General features: G+C 74.6%; 12 protein-coding genes and 3 tRNA genes. 8 read left to right on the top strand and 7 right to left on the bottom strand.

Annotated features, from left to right (window positions below; all coding sequences use genetic code 11):
* Positions 1-20: 20 nt before the first annotated feature.
* Both ACFYZF_RS06450 and ACFYZF_RS06445 read right to left on the bottom strand, forming a co-directional pair.
* Positions 21-887: a 3-methyladenine DNA glycosylase gene (locus ACFYZF_RS06450; protein ID WP_387016593.1), complete on the bottom strand. Its 867-nt coding sequence runs from the start codon at positions 885-887 to the stop codon at positions 21-23.
* Positions 888-966: 79 nt separating this feature from the next.
* A complete protein-coding gene (locus tag ACFYZF_RS06445; protein ID WP_387016591.1) occupies positions 967-2,340 on the bottom strand; it encodes a hypothetical protein in 1,374 nt (457 codons plus the stop codon).
* A gap of 221 nt (positions 2,341-2,561) precedes the next feature.
* Here ACFYZF_RS06445 and ACFYZF_RS06440 point away from each other — a divergent pair, with 221 nt between their 5' ends.
* From ACFYZF_RS06440 to ACFYZF_RS06425, 4 genes are all read left to right on the top strand, one after another.
* Positions 2,562-3,365 carry a fumarylacetoacetate hydrolase family protein gene (locus ACFYZF_RS06440; protein WP_387016589.1) on the top strand — a complete coding sequence of 268 codons (804 nt, stop codon included), beginning with the start codon at positions 2,562-2,564 and terminating at the stop codon, positions 3,363-3,365.
* A gap of 124 nt (positions 3,366-3,489) precedes the next feature.
* Positions 3,490-3,561: transfer RNA gene (locus ACFYZF_RS06435), tRNA-Gln, on the top strand.
* Between the two features lie 132 nt (positions 3,562-3,693).
* Positions 3,694-3,766: transfer RNA gene (locus ACFYZF_RS06430), tRNA-Glu, on the top strand.
* Positions 3,767-4,011: 245 nt separating this feature from the next.
* Positions 4,012-4,084: transfer RNA gene (locus ACFYZF_RS06425), tRNA-Glu, on the top strand.
* An 81-nt stretch (positions 4,085-4,165) separates the two neighbouring features.
* Here ACFYZF_RS06425 and ACFYZF_RS06420 read toward each other — a convergent pair.
* Positions 4,166-4,852 carry an IclR family transcriptional regulator gene (locus tag ACFYZF_RS06420; protein ID WP_091671614.1) on the bottom strand — a complete coding sequence of 229 codons (687 nt, stop codon included), beginning with the start codon at positions 4,850-4,852 and terminating at the stop codon, positions 4,166-4,168.
* Positions 4,853-4,901: 49 nt separating this feature from the next.
* Between ACFYZF_RS06420 and leuC the strand changes: the two genes are divergently transcribed.
* The 4 genes from leuC to ACFYZF_RS06400 all read left to right on the top strand — a co-directional run bounded on the left by leuC (position 4,902) and on the right by ACFYZF_RS06400 (position 10,068).
* Complete coding sequence (gene leuC / locus ACFYZF_RS06415; RefSeq protein WP_387016587.1) at positions 4,902-6,344, top strand: 3-isopropylmalate dehydratase large subunit; 1,443 nt, start codon at positions 4,902-4,904, stop codon at positions 6,342-6,344.
* A gap of 17 nt (positions 6,345-6,361) precedes the next feature.
* Positions 6,362-6,949 (top strand): 3-isopropylmalate dehydratase small subunit, encoded by a 588-nt coding sequence (gene leuD, locus ACFYZF_RS06410; protein ID WP_387016586.1) that lies wholly within the window; start codon positions 6,362-6,364, stop codon positions 6,947-6,949.
* Between the two features lie 172 nt (positions 6,950-7,121).
* Positions 7,122-7,829: an HU family DNA-binding protein gene (locus tag ACFYZF_RS06405; RefSeq protein WP_387016585.1), complete on the top strand. Its 708-nt coding sequence runs from the start codon at positions 7,122-7,124 to the stop codon at positions 7,827-7,829.
* A gap of 142 nt (positions 7,830-7,971) precedes the next feature.
* The gene (locus tag ACFYZF_RS06400) at positions 7,972-10,068 is read left to right on the top strand and encodes an endonuclease/exonuclease/phosphatase family protein (protein WP_387016583.1); all 2,097 of its coding nucleotides are present in this window, start codon (positions 7,972-7,974) and stop codon (positions 10,066-10,068) included.
* A gap of 57 nt (positions 10,069-10,125) precedes the next feature.
* Here ACFYZF_RS06400 and ACFYZF_RS06395 read toward each other — a convergent pair whose 3' ends face one another.
* The 4 genes from ACFYZF_RS06395 to cofC all read right to left on the bottom strand — a co-directional run bounded on the left by ACFYZF_RS06395 (position 10,126) and on the right by cofC (position 14,341).
* Positions 10,126-11,004, bottom strand: coding sequence for an NUDIX domain-containing protein (locus ACFYZF_RS06395; RefSeq protein WP_387016581.1), 879 nt, complete (start codon positions 11,002-11,004; stop codon positions 10,126-10,128).
* A gap of 15 nt (positions 11,005-11,019) precedes the next feature.
* Entirely contained in the window at positions 11,020-13,311 is a 2,292-nt protein-coding gene (locus tag ACFYZF_RS06390) for an RNA degradosome polyphosphate kinase (protein ID WP_387017115.1), read from the bottom strand.
* Between the two features lie 140 nt (positions 13,312-13,451).
* Positions 13,452-13,649, bottom strand: a complete 198-nt coding sequence (locus ACFYZF_RS06385) for a cold-shock protein (RefSeq protein ID WP_350885811.1) — start codon at positions 13,647-13,649, stop codon at positions 13,452-13,454.
* A gap of 35 nt (positions 13,650-13,684) precedes the next feature.
* Positions 13,685-14,341, bottom strand: coding sequence for a 2-phospho-L-lactate guanylyltransferase (cofC, locus tag ACFYZF_RS06380; RefSeq protein WP_387016579.1), 657 nt, complete (start codon positions 14,339-14,341; stop codon positions 13,685-13,687).
* Positions 14,342-14,396: the final 55 nt, after the last annotated feature.

Raw genomic sequence — 14,396 nt, 5'->3', positions numbered from 1 at the left:
GTCGGGAGGGGCCCCTCCGCTCAGCCGAGCGCGGCGAGCAGCCGGGCGCGCAGGACGGCGGCCCGCTCGGCGAAACCGCGCTGCGCGGCGGCGTACTCGGCGCGGCCCTCCGGCGTCTCCACCCGGACCGGCGGGTACCCGAGCGCGGCCAGGTCGTACGGGCTGGCCCGCATGTCCAACGCGCGGATCTCCCGGGCCAGGGCGAAGCCGTCGGCCACCAGCTCCGAGCAGACCAGCGGGGACAGCTTGTACGCCCACTTGTAGAGGTCCATGTTGGCGTGCAGACAGCCCGGCTGCTCCAGGTCGTGCTGGCTCTCCCGGGTGGGGGCGAGCAGGTTCAGTGGCCGGGCCGGCGCGGTGAAGAACCGGTACGCGTCGAAGTGGCTGCACCGCACGCCCCGCTCCTCGACCACGGCTGCCGTCTCCGCCGGGCTGAGCCGCAGCGGCCACGCGTTGTGGCGTACCTCCTCCTGGGTCTGCCGGTAGACCATCGCCCACTCGTGCATCCCGAAGCAGCCCAGGTGCGCCGGCCGGCCGGCGGTCGCCGCGAGCAGGGCGCGGATCCAGTCCACCGAGCCGGCCCGCCGGGCGCGTACCGCATCGGTGTCGAGGGTGAGCCCGGCGGCGGTGGCCCGGTAGTCCGGGCCGAACTCGGCCGGGTCCGCGCCGCGCAGCACCACGCCCGCCCCGGGATGCCAGCGGCGGAGCTGGGCGGGGCGGTGCGAGTAGTAGGTGAAGAGGAAGTCCTCCACCGGGTGCTTCGCGCCGGTGCGGCGGCGGGCCAGGTGCGGGGTCAGCCACCCGTCGACCCGCTCCTCGTGGGCGCGCCGCCGGGCCTGCCAGTCGGTCAGGTGCAGCGGCGCGGCGGGGGCGAGGGCGGCGGTCACCGTCCCAGCGTACGACCGCCGCCCGCCCGCCCGCCCGCCCGCTGCGCCCGCCCCGGCCCGGCCCGGGGTGGGTGCCGGGTCAGGGCACGTCCACCCGGACCCCGGCGGAGAACACTCCGCTGCGCAGCTCGAGCTGCTTCGGCCGGGCCGGGCCGTCGACCGTGAACACCAGCGGCAGCACCAGCCGGCTGCCCGCGGCGAGCGGCTGGGCGAACACGTCCCGCCCCTGATTGGCCAGCCGGGTCGCCGCCTCGTCGGTGCTGACCCAGGTGCCCCCCGGCAGGTACGCCCGCTGCATCTGACCGTGCCAGGTCTGCTGCTGCGGGCTGACGTTGCGGACCCCGACGGTGGCCTGGCACTGCCCGCCGGCGACCGGCCTGCTCGGGCAGGCGACCCGGTAGACGGTGAACTCCAGCGCCTGCTCGCGCAGCGGCACGCCCACGACCCCCGTCGCGCTGCGCCCCACCCAGGCGCCGCTGGTCGGCTGCTTGGTCGTGTCGATCGCGGCGACCCGCCGGGTGGCGGTCAGCGTGGCCGCGAGGACCACCCCGGCCAGGACCGCCAGGGCCGCCCCCACTAGCAGCCAGACCGGGGGCCGGCGGCGGGTCACGGCCGTCGGCGTGGCGGGCCGTGGGTACACGGTCCCCCGGTCGCTCGTCCCCGGCACGGTCGTCCCGGCGGTCCCGGCCGGCGCGGTCGCACCGGGCCGCCGGGCACCGGAGCGCACGCGTCGGCGCCGCTGCCACCACCACAATCCGCCGAGCCCGGCGAGGAGAACCACGGCCAGCGCGGCGAGTAGCACCGGGGGCCGGCGCCACGGCGGGGCCGCGGTGACCTCGGCCGCCGGTACTGTCGCGCCGCTCCAGGTCGCGGTCGCGCAGTCGTACGGCCGGTTGCCGTCGCTCGTGAAGGCGCAGGCCGGCGCGGTGAGCGGTCGGCCCGGCGCGGCGGCGGAGAGCGCGGTGTGCAGCGTGGTGGTGCTGCGGGCGGGCAGGTTGAGCTGCCAGGTCACCTCGGTGCTCGCCGCCGAGCGGGTGGCCCGCCCGCCGGGGGTGATCCAGGTCGTGGACGTCCCGGCCGGCAGCTCCTGGCGCACCGTGGTGGCCAGTGGCCGGCTCCCGGTGTTGCGGACCTGGACCTGGTAGCCCGGCGCGGGTGTGCCGGCCGGCGTGACCGCCACCGTCACCGGTGACGGTGCGCCCTGGGTCGGCACCACCACGGACGGCGAGACCAACGGCGGCGGCGCGGGAGCCGCCGGCGTCGGCGCGGTCGCCGAGTCGGTTGGTGTCGGGGTCTCCGTCGGCGTGGCGACGGCTGCCGCCGGGCGGGCCGCCGCTGCCGGCGTGGCCGCCGCTTCCGGGGCCACCGTGGGCAGTGCCGGCACGGCGGCGAGGATGCCGAGGCAGTGTACGAACACTGCGAGGGCCCTGTGGTTTCGTGTCGATGCAGGCATACGAACGAACCTCCGGTAGCCGACGCTAGGCGCGACGCCACGTCGTGCGGGTACGAAGTGGCGAACCCGGCCCGCGCCGGCGACGGACCACGTAGGGTGGCCCGCCCCGGGCCCTCCCTCCCGACACCCGACCGCCGTCCCGTGCGTGTAGCAGGCGGGCCTCGCCGCCCTGGCGTGCCCGTCGGCGCGGCCGGACGTCGTCCCGGGGCTAGATTGGCCTGGTGCGTATCGCTCGTTTCGCTCATGCCAAGGGAATGTCGTTCGGGGCCGTCGAGGGCGAGCCGGAGGCGGGTCCGCAGGGCCTGACCATCGCCGAGATCGAGGGCCACCCGTTCGGGCAGATCCAGTTCAGCGGCGCCCGGTGGGCGCTCTCCGACGTCCGACTGCTCTCCCCGATCCTGCCCAGCAAGGTGGTCTGCGTCGGCCGCAACTACGCTGAGCACGCCGCCGAGCAGGGCAGCGCGGTGCCGAAGGAGCCGCTGCTCTTCCTCAAGCCGTCCACCTCGGTGATCGGCCCGCGCGACGCCATCCGGCTGCCGATCTTCTCCAAGCGGGTCGAGCACGAGGCCGAGCTGGCCGTGGTGATCGGTGCCCCTGGGGCACGCCGGGCCGACCGGGCCGCCGCCGAGCGGGCCATCTTCGGCTACACCTGTGCCAACGATGTGACCGCCCGGGACCTCCAGCGCTCCGACGGGCAGTGGACCCGGGCCAAGGGCTTCGACTCGTTCTGCCCCATCGGACCCTGGATCACCACGGACCTGGACGTCACCGACCTGGAGGTCCGGTGCGAGGTGGGCCGCAACCCGGAGGAGATGGAGGTGCGGCAGCTCGGCCGGACGCGGGACATGGTCTTCGACGTCCCCGCCCTGGTGTCGTACGTCTCGCACGTGATGACGCTGCTCCCCGGCGACGTGGTGCTCACCGGCACCCCCGCGGGGGTTAGCCCGCTCGTGGAGGGGGATACCGTCACTGTTCGTATCGAGGGGATCGGGGAACTGACCAACCCGGTCGTCCCGGTCCGCTGACTCGTCGGGCCCGAAACCGCAGTACAGCCCGGGTTTCGGGCCCCCGATTTGGCCTAGCCGGGGCCGGGAGGGTAAAGTTTCTCTCCGGTGCCGCAAGGCACCGAACGGCACCGTGAGGTGCCAATGGGGTATGGGGTAATTGGCAGCCCAACTGATTCTGGTTCAGTTAGTCTAGGTTCGAGTCCTGGTACCCCAGCAACCGGTGGTCGCGAGAGCGCCGGTCGCTGGATCCCGCTGGAGAGCGCTCCGGCCGCCCGCAAGGGGGCTGGAAGAATCTCTGGTAGAGTTCGGCGGCACCGCCCGGCAGGGTGGTGCAGGAGAAGGTTCTGGCCCCGTCGTCTAGTGGCCCAGGACGCCGCCCTCTCAAGGCGGTAGCGCCGGTTCGAATCCGGTCGGGGCTACAGTTCCGATCAGCCCGTCTCACCTCGGTGAGGCGGGCTGTTTCGCATTCCGGGCCCTATTTCGCATTCCGGGCCCGTGCGAGTGAGCCCCGGGAGCCGGCCTACAGCCGGGGCCGTGGTGGCGGCGCTGTGGTGGTGGCGGCGCTGTGGCCGACCCCGCACCCACCCCCTGCGCGCCCGCGAGGGGCCCCGCCGCTAGACTACAGCGGCGCCGCCCGTCAGGCCGGCGATGCAGGAAAAGTCTTGGCCCCGTCGTCTAGTGGCCCAGGACGCCGCCCTCTCAAGGCGGTAGCGCCGGTTCGAATCCGGTCGGGGCTACAGCTCCACTCGGCCCGTCTCACCCCGGTGAGACGGGCCGTTCTCACACCCACCCCACCACCCGGCGGGGGTGGGGGAGGGCTAGAGGCCGGAGAGGCGCTGGCCGGCTCTTACCACCGCCATGGCGTGGCGTTCGCCGGGGCGGCGGCCGAGGCGCTCGATCGGGCCGGAGATGCTGATCGAGGCGATCACCCGGCCCGTGCGGTCGCGGATCGGGGCCGAGACGCTCGCCACCCCCGCCTCCCGCTCGGCGACGCTCTGCGCCCAGCCCCGCCGGCGTACCTCGGCCAGTGTGCGGCCGGTGAACTTCGACCGGGGCAGCAGCGGCATCACCGCCTCCGGCGGCTCCCAGGCCAGCAGGATCTGCGCCGCCGAACCCGCGGTCATCGGCAGCACCGAGCCCACCGGCACGGTGTCCCGTAGGCCGCTGGCCCGCTCGGCGGCGGCCACGCAGATCCGCTCGTCGGCGCGGCGCAGGTAGAGCTGGGCGCTCTCCCCGGTGGCGTCGCGCAGCGCGGCCAGCAGCGGCTCCGCCGCTGTCAGCAGCACGTCCGGCGCGGCGTTGGCGAGCTCACCGAGTCGGGGGCCAGGGCGCCAGCGGCCCTGGGTGTCCCGGACCAGCATCCGGTGGATCTCCAGCGCCTGTGCCAGCCGGTGCGCGGTGGCCCGGGGCAGCTTGGTGCGTTCAACGAGTTCGGCCAGGCTGGCGCCGTCGACGCAGGCGGCCAGGATGACCACCGCCTTGTCGAGAACGCCGACACCGCTCATACTGTGTCCCACAAACCGAAACTTACCTCCCAGAATTTAGGATGTCCAGATGGTGGGAGTCACTCAACCGAGGACCCTGGCCGAGAAGGTCTGGGACACGCATGTCGTCCGGTCCGCCGAGGGCGAACCGGACCTGCTCTACATCGACCTGCACCTGCTGCACGAGGTCACCAGTCCGCAGGCCTTCGACGGGCTGCGGATCGCCGGCCGCCGCGTGCGCCGCACCGACCTCACGCTCGCGACCGAGGACCACAACACCCCGACGGGGTACGCGGATCCGGCGTTCCAGCAGCGGCGCGGCGACCTGCTCACGATCGCGGACCCCACCTCCCGCACCCAGATCGAGACGCTGCGCCGCAACTGCGCCGAGTTCGGCGTCCGGCTGCACCCGCTCGGCGACGCCAACCAGGGCATCGTGCACGTCATCGGCCCGCAGCTCGGGGTCACCCAGCCCGGCATGACGATCGTCTGTGGCGATTCACACACCGCCACCCACGGGGCGTTCGGCGCCCTCGCGTTCGGCATCGGCACCAGCGAGGTCGAGCACGTGCTGGCCACCCAGACGCTGCCGCAGGCCCGCCCGAAGACGATGGCCGTGAACGTCACCGGCCAGCTCGGCCCCGGCGTCACCGCCAAGGACCTGGTGCTCGCCCTGATCACCCAGGTCGGCACCGGCGGCGGGCGCGGGCACATCGTGGAGTACCGGGGCGAGGCGATCCGCGCGTTGTCCATGGAGGGGCGGATGACCGTCGCCAACATGTCCATCGAGTGGGGCGCCAAGGCCGGCATGATCGCGCCGGACGAGACCACCTTCGCCTACCTCAAGGGGCGGCCGAACGCGCCGCAGGGGGCCGACTGGGACGCGGCGGTCGACCACTGGCGGACGCTGCCCACCGACGCCGGGGCGACCTTCGACGCCGAGGTGACCCTCGACGCGAGCCGGATCACCCCGTTCGTCACCTGGGGCACCAACCCCGGTCAGGGCGCCCCGCTGGGCGCGGTCGTGCCGGACCCGGAGGAGTTCGGCACCGACTCCGAACGGGCCGCCGCCCGCCGGGCCCTGGAATACATGGACCTCGCGCCGGGCACCCCGCTGCGCGACCTCTCCGTCGACGTGGTCTTCGTCGGCTCCTGCACCAACGGCCGGCTGGAGGACCTGCGGGCCGCCGCCGACGTGCTGCGCGGGCAGAAGGTCGCCGAGGGCGTACGGATGCTCGTGGTCCCCGGCTCCGCAGCCGTCCGGGAGGCCGCCGAGGCCGAAGGACTGGACAAGGTGTTCACCGACGCCGGGGCCGAGTGGCGGTTCGCCGGCTGCTCGATGTGTCTGGGCATGAACCCGGACACGCTCTCCCCGGGGGAGCGTTCCGCCTCGACCTCCAACCGCAATTTCGAGGGGCGTCAGGGCCGGGGTGGCCGCACCCACCTGGTGTCGCCGCCGGTCGCCGCCGCCACCGCCGTGGTCGGCCGGCTGGCCGCCCCCGCCGACCTGTAGAAGGGCAGCCGCGACAGATGGACAAGTTCACCGTGCACACCGGCACCGCCGTGCCGCTGCGCCGTTCCAACGTGGACACCGATCAGATCATCCCCGCCGTGTACCTCAAGCGGGTGACCCGGACCGGATTCGCCGACGGGCTGTTCAGCGCGTGGCGGGAGGACCCGTCATTCGTGATGAACGATTCCGTGTATTCGGGGGCGTCGATTCTCGTGGCCGGCCCGGAGTTCGGTACGGGGTCGTCTCGGGAGCACGCCGTCTGGGCGCTGCGGGACTGGGGGTTCCGGGCGGTGATCTCGCCCCGGTTCGGCGACATCTTCCGCGGCAACGCCCTCAAGGAGGGTCTGCTGCCGGTCGAGTTGGAATTGAAAGCCGTCGAGGAGTTGTGGCACCTCGTCGAGTCCGACCCCACCACCGCCGTCACCGTCGACCTGACCTCCCGCGAGGTCCGGGCGGGGGATGCCGCCTGGTCGTTCCCCCTCGACGACTTCAGCCGCTGGCGGCTGCTGGAGGGGTTGGATGACATTGGACTCACGCTCCGCCACGAGGCCGAAATCACCTCGTACGAGCGCGGTCGACCGCCGTTCCTGCCCGCCGTGGCATAGCCGTACGCCCGATCCGGCATCGCTTTCCGCCCCCACCGGCCCGCCCGGTGGGGGCGAATCCGTTGCGACACAAGGCCTTTTTTCGACCGAATGTTTGTGTCCAGGCAGCACAGGGCATACCGTGCGCGCAGAATGGCTCGCGTCGAGTCAGTTGCACAATCGGGAGGAAGTCGTGAACAAGGCCGAGCTCATCGAGGCGCTCGCCGTTCGCCTGGGGGACCGGAAGACGGCGACGGCCGCGCTCGACGCGGTCCTCGCTGAGGTCCAGGCGGCGGTCACCAAGGGCGAGAAGGTGGCGATCACCGGATTCGGAGCGTTCGAGAAGCGCGTCCGGGGAGCCCGAACAGCGCGCAACCCGCGGACCGGCGAGGCGGTGAAGGTCAAGAAGACATCCGTCCCGACCTTCCGGCCAGGTGCCGGGTTCAAGGAGATGGTGGCCAGCGGCAAGGTGCCGAAGGCCACGGCGGCGGCGAAGAAGACCGCCACAGCCGCCACCAAGACCACGGCCGCCAAGGCGACCGGGGCCAAGACGACGACCGCGAAGGCCGCGACGGCCAAGGCGGCGGGCGCCAAGGCCACCGGGGCGAAGGCGGCCGGGGCGAAGGCCGCGACGGCCAAGGCGGCGGGTACGAAGGCCACCGGCGCCAAGGCCACCGCCGCGACGAAGAAGGCGGCCCCGGCCAAGGCGACCAAGACAACGGCGTCTGCGGCCGCCACCAAGAAGGCCGCCACCGCGAAGAAGACCGCGGCGGCGACCAAGTCGACCACGGGGAAGAAGACCACCGCGGCGGCGACCAAGAGCGCGGCGAGCAAGAGCACGGCGGCCAAGAAGGCGCCGGCGAAGAAGTCCTCGGCCAAGAAGGCGGCTACCAAGCGCTGACCGGCCGAACCGTCGGAAGGGGCGCCCACCGGACCGGTGGGCGCCCCTTCCGCTTGTCCGGGTACGGGTTCCGGCCCGTTGACCGACGGCGTGCGGCGCGCGCAGAATCGCCGGACCCCCACCGGTCGGCGAAAGGCAGCCCGTGCGCTACCGCCACCTCCACACCGCCACGCTCGCCCTGGGCATCGTCGTCCTGATCGACGTGCTGCGGGTCTTCCTCCCCTCGGTCATCACCATCTTCGGGCAGGCCGCCGCCACCCCCGCCGAACTGCTGGGGGCGTTCGCGCTCGGCTGGTTCGTGCTCGCCCTGGCCTTTCCCCCACTGCTGCGCCGGTTGGGCGCCCGCCCGGTCACTCTGGTCGCCGCCGTGGCGCTGGCCGGCCTCCGGCTCGCCCTCACCGCCGCCCCGGGCGGCCGGGCGCAGCTCTGGCTGGCCACCGCAGGCCTGGTGGCCGGGCTGCTCTGGCTGGCCGGCACCACGGCCCGCACCCACCGGCCGGTGCCCGGGCTGGCGTTGGGGCTGGCCCTCGGCGCGGTCGTGCACGCGGGGCTCGGCACGTACGACCTGGTCTGGCGGGGCGGCTGGGCCGGGTGGGCCGGCAGCGTCGTCCTCGTGGGGCTTTTCCTGGCCGCGACGACCCGCCCCGCGCCGCCGGCGGAACCGAGTGGCGGTGCCCGCGCGTGGCTGCTCGCCGGCCCGGCGCTGCTGCTGACCGGGATGGTGGCGCTCTCCCCGGCGGTGGCGGAGACCGCCTCCTCCTACCGGCGTGACCCCGGCGACGGCCTCGCCCGCTCGGCGGCCGGTGACGTGTCCGCCCTGTTCAGCTACGCCGTCGCCGTCTTCCTGTTCGCCGCGCTGGCCCGGCCGCCACGCGGGTACGCGCGGCTGCTCGGTCCGCTCGCGCTGCTGCTCGGGGCGGTGCTGTTCGCCGCCGGGGAACCGGGCTGGCTGGGGCCGGCGGTCCTGCTGACCGCCGCCGGCGTCGGCGCGTGCCTGAGCCTTGCCGGAGCCGCCGCCCCGATCGTCGCCCCGGCCACCGCGACCGCCGTTCCCGATCCCGCCGGTACCCCGGACGCCGCCACATCCGTCGAGCCCTCGGCCCCCGCCGGGGCCCCCGCTGTCTCGGCCCCCGCTGTCTCGGCCCCCGCTGTCTCGGCCCCCGCTGTCTCGGCCCCCGCTGTCTCGGCCCCCGCCGGGGCCGCCGTCTCCGCCGGGGCCCCGGGCCGGCCCGACCGGTCGCCGCTCGCGGCGGTGCTGGGCATGCTGCTCTTCGCCGTCGCCGCCGTCGGTTACTACGCCGCGTACGACCTCGGCTACCCGAACGCGGCGGTGCCGGTCGTCGTGGCCGGCCTCGTCGCCGTCGTGGCGCTCGCACCGGCCCGCCGGGGCGGGACGGCCGTGCCGGCCGGGGCGGCGTCCCGGGCGTGGACCAGACCTTTCGCCGTGGTCGCCGGCCTGGTCGCCCTCCTCGTGACGAACCTGCCGGCCGCCGAGGTCGCCCCGCTCCGGCCCGGCAGCCCGCCCGCCGACGTGCGGGTGGTTGCGTACAACGTCCGGATGGGGTTCGGGCTGGACGGACGGTTCGACCCGGACGGGCTGGCCCGGGTGGTCGCCGCCGAGCGGCCGGACGTGGTGGTGCTCGGCGAGGTGGACCGGGGCTGGCTGCTCAACGGCGGCCACGACACCCTCACCCTGCTCGCGGCGCGGCTGCGCATGCCGTACGTGTTCGCGCCCGCCGCCGACCCGGTGTGGGGCGACGCGGTGCTCAGCCGGTTTCCTGTGGAGTCGGCCCGGACCGTGGCGCTGGCGGCGGTCGGCGCGCCCACCGGCGCCCAGGCGCTCGGCGTCACCGTCGACCTCGGCGGCGACGCGCGCCTCGCGGTGGTCGCCACCCACCTGCAACCGCCGCCCGGCCAGGAGCCGGTGGCGCAGGCCCGCGCCGTGGCGCGGTTCGCCCTGGGGTACGCCGCCGGCCGGCCCCTCGTGGTCGCCGGGGACCTGAACACCGAGCCGGGCGCCCCGGCGTACGCGGAGTTCACCCGCGCCGGGCTGGTGGACGCGCTAGCCGCGGCCCGGCCCCTGTTCACCAGCCCGGCCGACGACCCGCGCGAGCAGATCGACCACGTCCTGGTCTCGCCGGGCGTGGTGGCCGGTGGGCCGGTGGCGCCGCGCAGCACCGCCAGCGACCACCTTCCGGTCGCGGTCACCCTCACCCTGCCACCCACCGCCGCCGGCTGACGCCGTGCCGAACCCCGTCAGCCGCGCACTTCCGTCAGGGGCGGCCGGCTGACGCCGTCACAGGGGGTCGGCGGCGAGAAGGCGGTCGGCGGCGAAGGCGAGCAGCCAACCGCCGCCCTTCGGGGTGGTGAAGTCGTCGGCGCGGCCGGTGAGGCGTTCCATCGCCCCGGGGATCACCTTGCCCTGGGTGCACACCCCGGCCCTGGCCCCCTCGGCGGCCAGCTCGGTGAGGCAGGCCGCGGCGGCCAGCGCCCGCTCGTCCGGGTCCTGGCCGGGCTGCGGCTCGTCGAGGTCGCCGGCCACCTCGATCGGCAGGTCCAGCAGGGCCGCCGCCGGGTCCAGCGTCTGCACGCAGCGGCGGGCCGAGGCCGACAGCAGCCGGACCGGGCGCACCAGGGCCACCAGGGGCGCCAGGGCGTGCGCCTGCGCCCAGCCGGTGTCGTCGAGCGGTCGGCCGGCGTCCGGGCCGGACCAGGTCCCGCGCCTGCCGGCGTGGGCGTGCCGGACCAGCGCCACCGTCGCGGTGACCGGCGGCAGGGCGGCGAACGCGGCCAGCACCTCGGCGTCGTGCGGGTAGCTGACCAGGCGCGTCGCCTCCCCGGCGGGGAGCCAGCGGATCCCGTCGACCTCGGTGTCGGGCTGGAAGCCCCCGTCGGCGACCGCCCGCATCGACCAGTAGTCGACCGCCTTCGGCCGGCCCTCGCTGCGGTACCGCATGGTGGGCAGCCGGACCTGGGGCACCGCCCGCACGTCGGCCTCCTCGGCGACCTCCCGGACGGCGGCCGACAGGGGATGCTCGCCCGCCTCCAGCTTGCCCTTGGGCAGCGACCAGTCGCCGTACCGGGGGCGGTGCACCAGGCAGACCAGCACGTCGTCCTGGTCCGGGCGCCAGACGACCCCGCCCGCCGCCCGGATCATCCGTTCCCCCTCCGACATCCGCTCAGCCTAGGCTCAACCGGGGGTGCCGCCGACGCGGCGCAGCAGCAGGTCCTGCAGATGGGTCAGCGGACTGCCCGGCGCTCCCGTCCGCCGGGTCCAGGAGCCGTCCCCGGCCAGCTCGAACGCCTCCACGTCGGGGCTGAACGCCGCGGCCAGCACGTGGTCCAGCTCGGCCCTGGCCACCGGGTCGCTCACCTGCACCAGTGCCTCCACCCGGCGGTCCAGGTTGCGGTGCATCAGGTCGGCCGAGCCCATCCAGAACTCGGCAGCCCCGTTGTTGCCGAACCGGAAGATCCGGGAGTGCTCCAGGAACCGGCCGAGGATCGACCGGACCCGGATGTTCTCCGACAGCCCCCGCACTCCCGGGCGCAGCGTGCACATGCCCCGGATCAGCAGGTCCACGTGCACCCCGGCCCGGGACGCCCGGTAGAGCGCGTCGGTGACCTTCTCGTCGACCAGCGAGTTCACCTTGAACTGCACCAGCCCCGGCATGCCGAGCCGGACGTGGGTGATCTCCCGCTCGATCCGCTCGATCAGCCCCCGCCGGATCCCCTGCGGGGCCACCATCAGCCGCCGGTACGCGGTCTGCCGGCTGTAGCCGGTGAGCACGTTGAACAGGTCGGTGAGGTCGGCGCCGATCTCCGGGTCTGCGGTCAGCATGCCGAAGTCCTCGTACAGCCGGGCGGTCTTCGGGTGGTAGTTCCCGGTGCCGATGTGGCAGTAGCGGCGGATCTGGGTGCCCTCCTGTCGTACCACCAGGGCGGTCTTGCAGTGCGTCTTGAGGCCGACCAGGCCGTACACCACGTGGCAGCCGGCGCGCTCCAGCGTGCGCGCCCAGCCGATGTTGGCCACCTCGTCGAACCGGGCCTTCAGCTCCACCAGCACCACCACCTGTTTGCCGGCGGCGGCCGCGTCGACCAGCGCGTCGACGATCGGGGAGTCCCCGCTGGTGCGGTAGAGGGTCTGCTTGATGGCCAGCACGTCCGGGTCGGCCGCCGCCTGCTCGACGAAGCGCTGCACGCTCGTCGCGAACGAGTGGTACGGGTGGTGCACCAACACGTCCCCGTCCCGCAGGGTGGCGAAGACGCTGCGCGGCACCTCGCCCTCGGTGAGCCGGGGGTGGGTGGCCGGCACGAACGGCGGGTCCTTCAGGTCGGGGCGGTCGGCGTCGCCGTAGAGCTGCCACAGGGCGGACAGGTCGAGCAGGCCCCGGACCCGCAGCACGTCGTGGCCGTCCATGTCCAGCTCGCGGACCAGCAGCTCCAGCATGTGGTCGGAGATGGAGGCGGCCACCTCCAGCCGTACCGGCGGGCCGAACCGGCGGCGGGCCAGCTCCCGCTCCAGGGCTTGGAGCAGGTCCTCGTCGCGGTCCTCGTCGACCTCCACCTCGGTGTTGCGAGTGACCCGGAACAGGTGACACTCGACCACCTGCATACCGGAGAAGAGCTGCTCCAGGTGCACCGAGATCAGTTCCTCGACCGGGAGCACCTGTACCCCGGGGGCGTCCCGGCCGACCCGGACGAACCGGGGCACGTTGTTCGGCACCTTGACCCGGGCGAACAGCTCCGAGCCGCCGTCGGGGTCGCGGACGGCGACGGCCAGGTTCAGCGATCGCCCGGAGATGTACGGGAACGGGTGCGCGGGGTCGACCGCGAGCGGGGTGAGCACCGGGAAGATGTGCTCGCGGAAGTAGGTGCGCAGGCGCTCCCGCTCGGGCGCGTCCAGGTCCGACCAGCGCAGGATTCGGATGTTCTCGGCGGCGAGCTTCGGCAGCACGTCGTCGACGGAACAGGCGGCGTGCCGGCCGACCAGGTCGGCGGTCCGCTCGGTGATCAGCTCAAGCTGGGTGCGCAGCGGCAGCCGGTCCCCGCCGCGCACCGGCAGCCCCGCCGACAGGCGGCGCTTCAGCCCGGCCACCCGCACCATGTAGAACTCGTCGAGGTTGCTGGCGAAGATGGCCAGGAACTTCGCCCGCTCCAGCAGCGGGGTGCGCGGGTCCTCGGCCAGGGCCAGCACCCGGGCGTTGAAGTCGAGCCAGGACAGCTCCCGGTTGAGGAACCGGTCCTCGGGCAGCGGCTCCGGCGGCGTCGGCTCGTCGTCGGAGCCGGAGTCAGGGCCGGGCGCGGGCCGGACCGCCGCCGTCGGCTGCTCGCTGGGCGCGTCGAGCACCTCCTCCAACCCGGCGGAGGCCGCCCCGGCGGCCGGGCCGGACGCCGCCAGCTCGTCCTCGGCGGTCTCCCGAGGGCGGAAGCGGCCGTCGACGCCGCGCTGGCGGGATCCGTTGCGGACGGGCGTGGGGTCCACGGCTTCCCGCCCACCGGTGGGGCGGTCGTCGGCGGGTGGTTGGTCGTCGGTGGACGGGCCGGTGGGTTGCTCGCGAGGGGTGCTCACCCGCTCATAATGTCCCGGAACGGGTTAACGCAAAATGAACTTGGGCGGGTAGCTCACGGCATCGTCGGCAACGTCACCCGGACGATCTCCCCGACGGTGTCGGTCTCGATCCGGACCCGCTGGCCCAGCCGGAGCAGCCGCAGCCCGGAGGCGTCGAACGCCCGGGCCGGGAAGGCCAGCTCGGTGCCGTCGTCGAGGAGCAGCACGCCGCTGCGCGTCGCCGCGTCGTAGGTGGCCACCGTGCCCTGCATGGCAGCACCGTACACCCCGCGCCGGGCCGGTCGGGTCAACCCGGGTGGGCGGCCGGTCGGTCGACGCCGGCCAGGGCGGCGGTGCGTGGCCCGAGCCCCAGCCGGGCGGCGGCGGCCAGGTCGGCGGCCGTGTCGACGTCCCGGCGCAGGGTCGGCCAGTCGCCGGTCAGCGGCAACGCGCCACCCGCCAGGTGAGCCGCCGCCGAGCCGACCCCGAACCGGGGATCCAGCGGCATGCCGGGCGGCGCGGCGAGCAGCACGGTGCCGCTCCCCGGGGCGTCGGCCACGAACCGGCGTACCCCGGCAAGGCCGGCGGTGACCGCGTCGAGCGCGGTGGCCAGCTCGGCCGGGCGCAGCGCCGGCAGGTCCGCGGTGAGCCCGGCCACCCACGCCCCGCCACCGGCGGTCGCGACCTCGGCGCCGTGCCGGAAGGCGGCGTTCAGGCCGGCGTCCGGCACGTCCGGCACGGCCCGCGCGCCCGCCGCGCCGGCCATCGCCGCCACCAGCGGGTCGTCGGTGACCACCACCACGGCGGCGACCGCCGGGCACGCCCGCACCGCGGCGACCGTGTCGGCCGCCAGGGCCAGCGCCAGCTCCTCGTGGGGTACGCCGGGCAGCGCCCCGCGCAGCCGGCTCTTCGCCGCGCCGAGGCGCTTCACCGGTACCACCACCGTCCAGGTTCGCTGCTGCACGGGACAATCCTGCCAGTCGGGCGGCGGCACCCGCACTGGCCGTACCCGGGGCGAG

Origin of the sequence: Micromonospora sp. NPDC001898, assembly GCF_042891255.1 — a bacterium.
Classification (GTDB): Bacteria; Actinomycetota; Actinomycetes; order Mycobacteriales; family Micromonosporaceae; genus Micromonospora.
This window is presented reverse-complemented; position numbering and strand designations above follow the sequence as displayed.

What these genes read in the sequence shown, in the direction of transcription:
- ACFYZF_RS06445 (WP_387016591.1), bottom strand. Translation starts at nt 2,340, where the DNA reads ATGCCTGCATCGACACGAAACCACAGGGCCCTCGCAGTGTTCGTACAC.
- ACFYZF_RS06420 (WP_091671614.1), bottom strand. Translation starts at nt 4,852, where the DNA reads ATGAGCGGTGTCGGCGTTCTCGACAAGGCGGTGGTCATCCTGGCCGCC.
- leuC (WP_387016587.1), top strand. Translation starts at nt 4,902, where the DNA reads ATGGTGGGAGTCACTCAACCGAGGACCCTGGCCGAGAAGGTCTGGGAC.
- leuD (WP_387016586.1), top strand. Translation starts at nt 6,362, where the DNA reads ATGGACAAGTTCACCGTGCACACCGGCACCGCCGTGCCGCTGCGCCGT.
- ACFYZF_RS06395 (WP_387016581.1), bottom strand. Translation starts at nt 11,004, where the DNA reads ATGTCGGAGGGGGAACGGATGATCCGGGCGGCGGGCGGGGTCGTCTGG.
- ACFYZF_RS06385 (WP_350885811.1), bottom strand. Translation starts at nt 13,649, where the DNA reads ATGCAGGGCACGGTGGCCACCTACGACGCGGCGACGCGCAGCGGCGTG.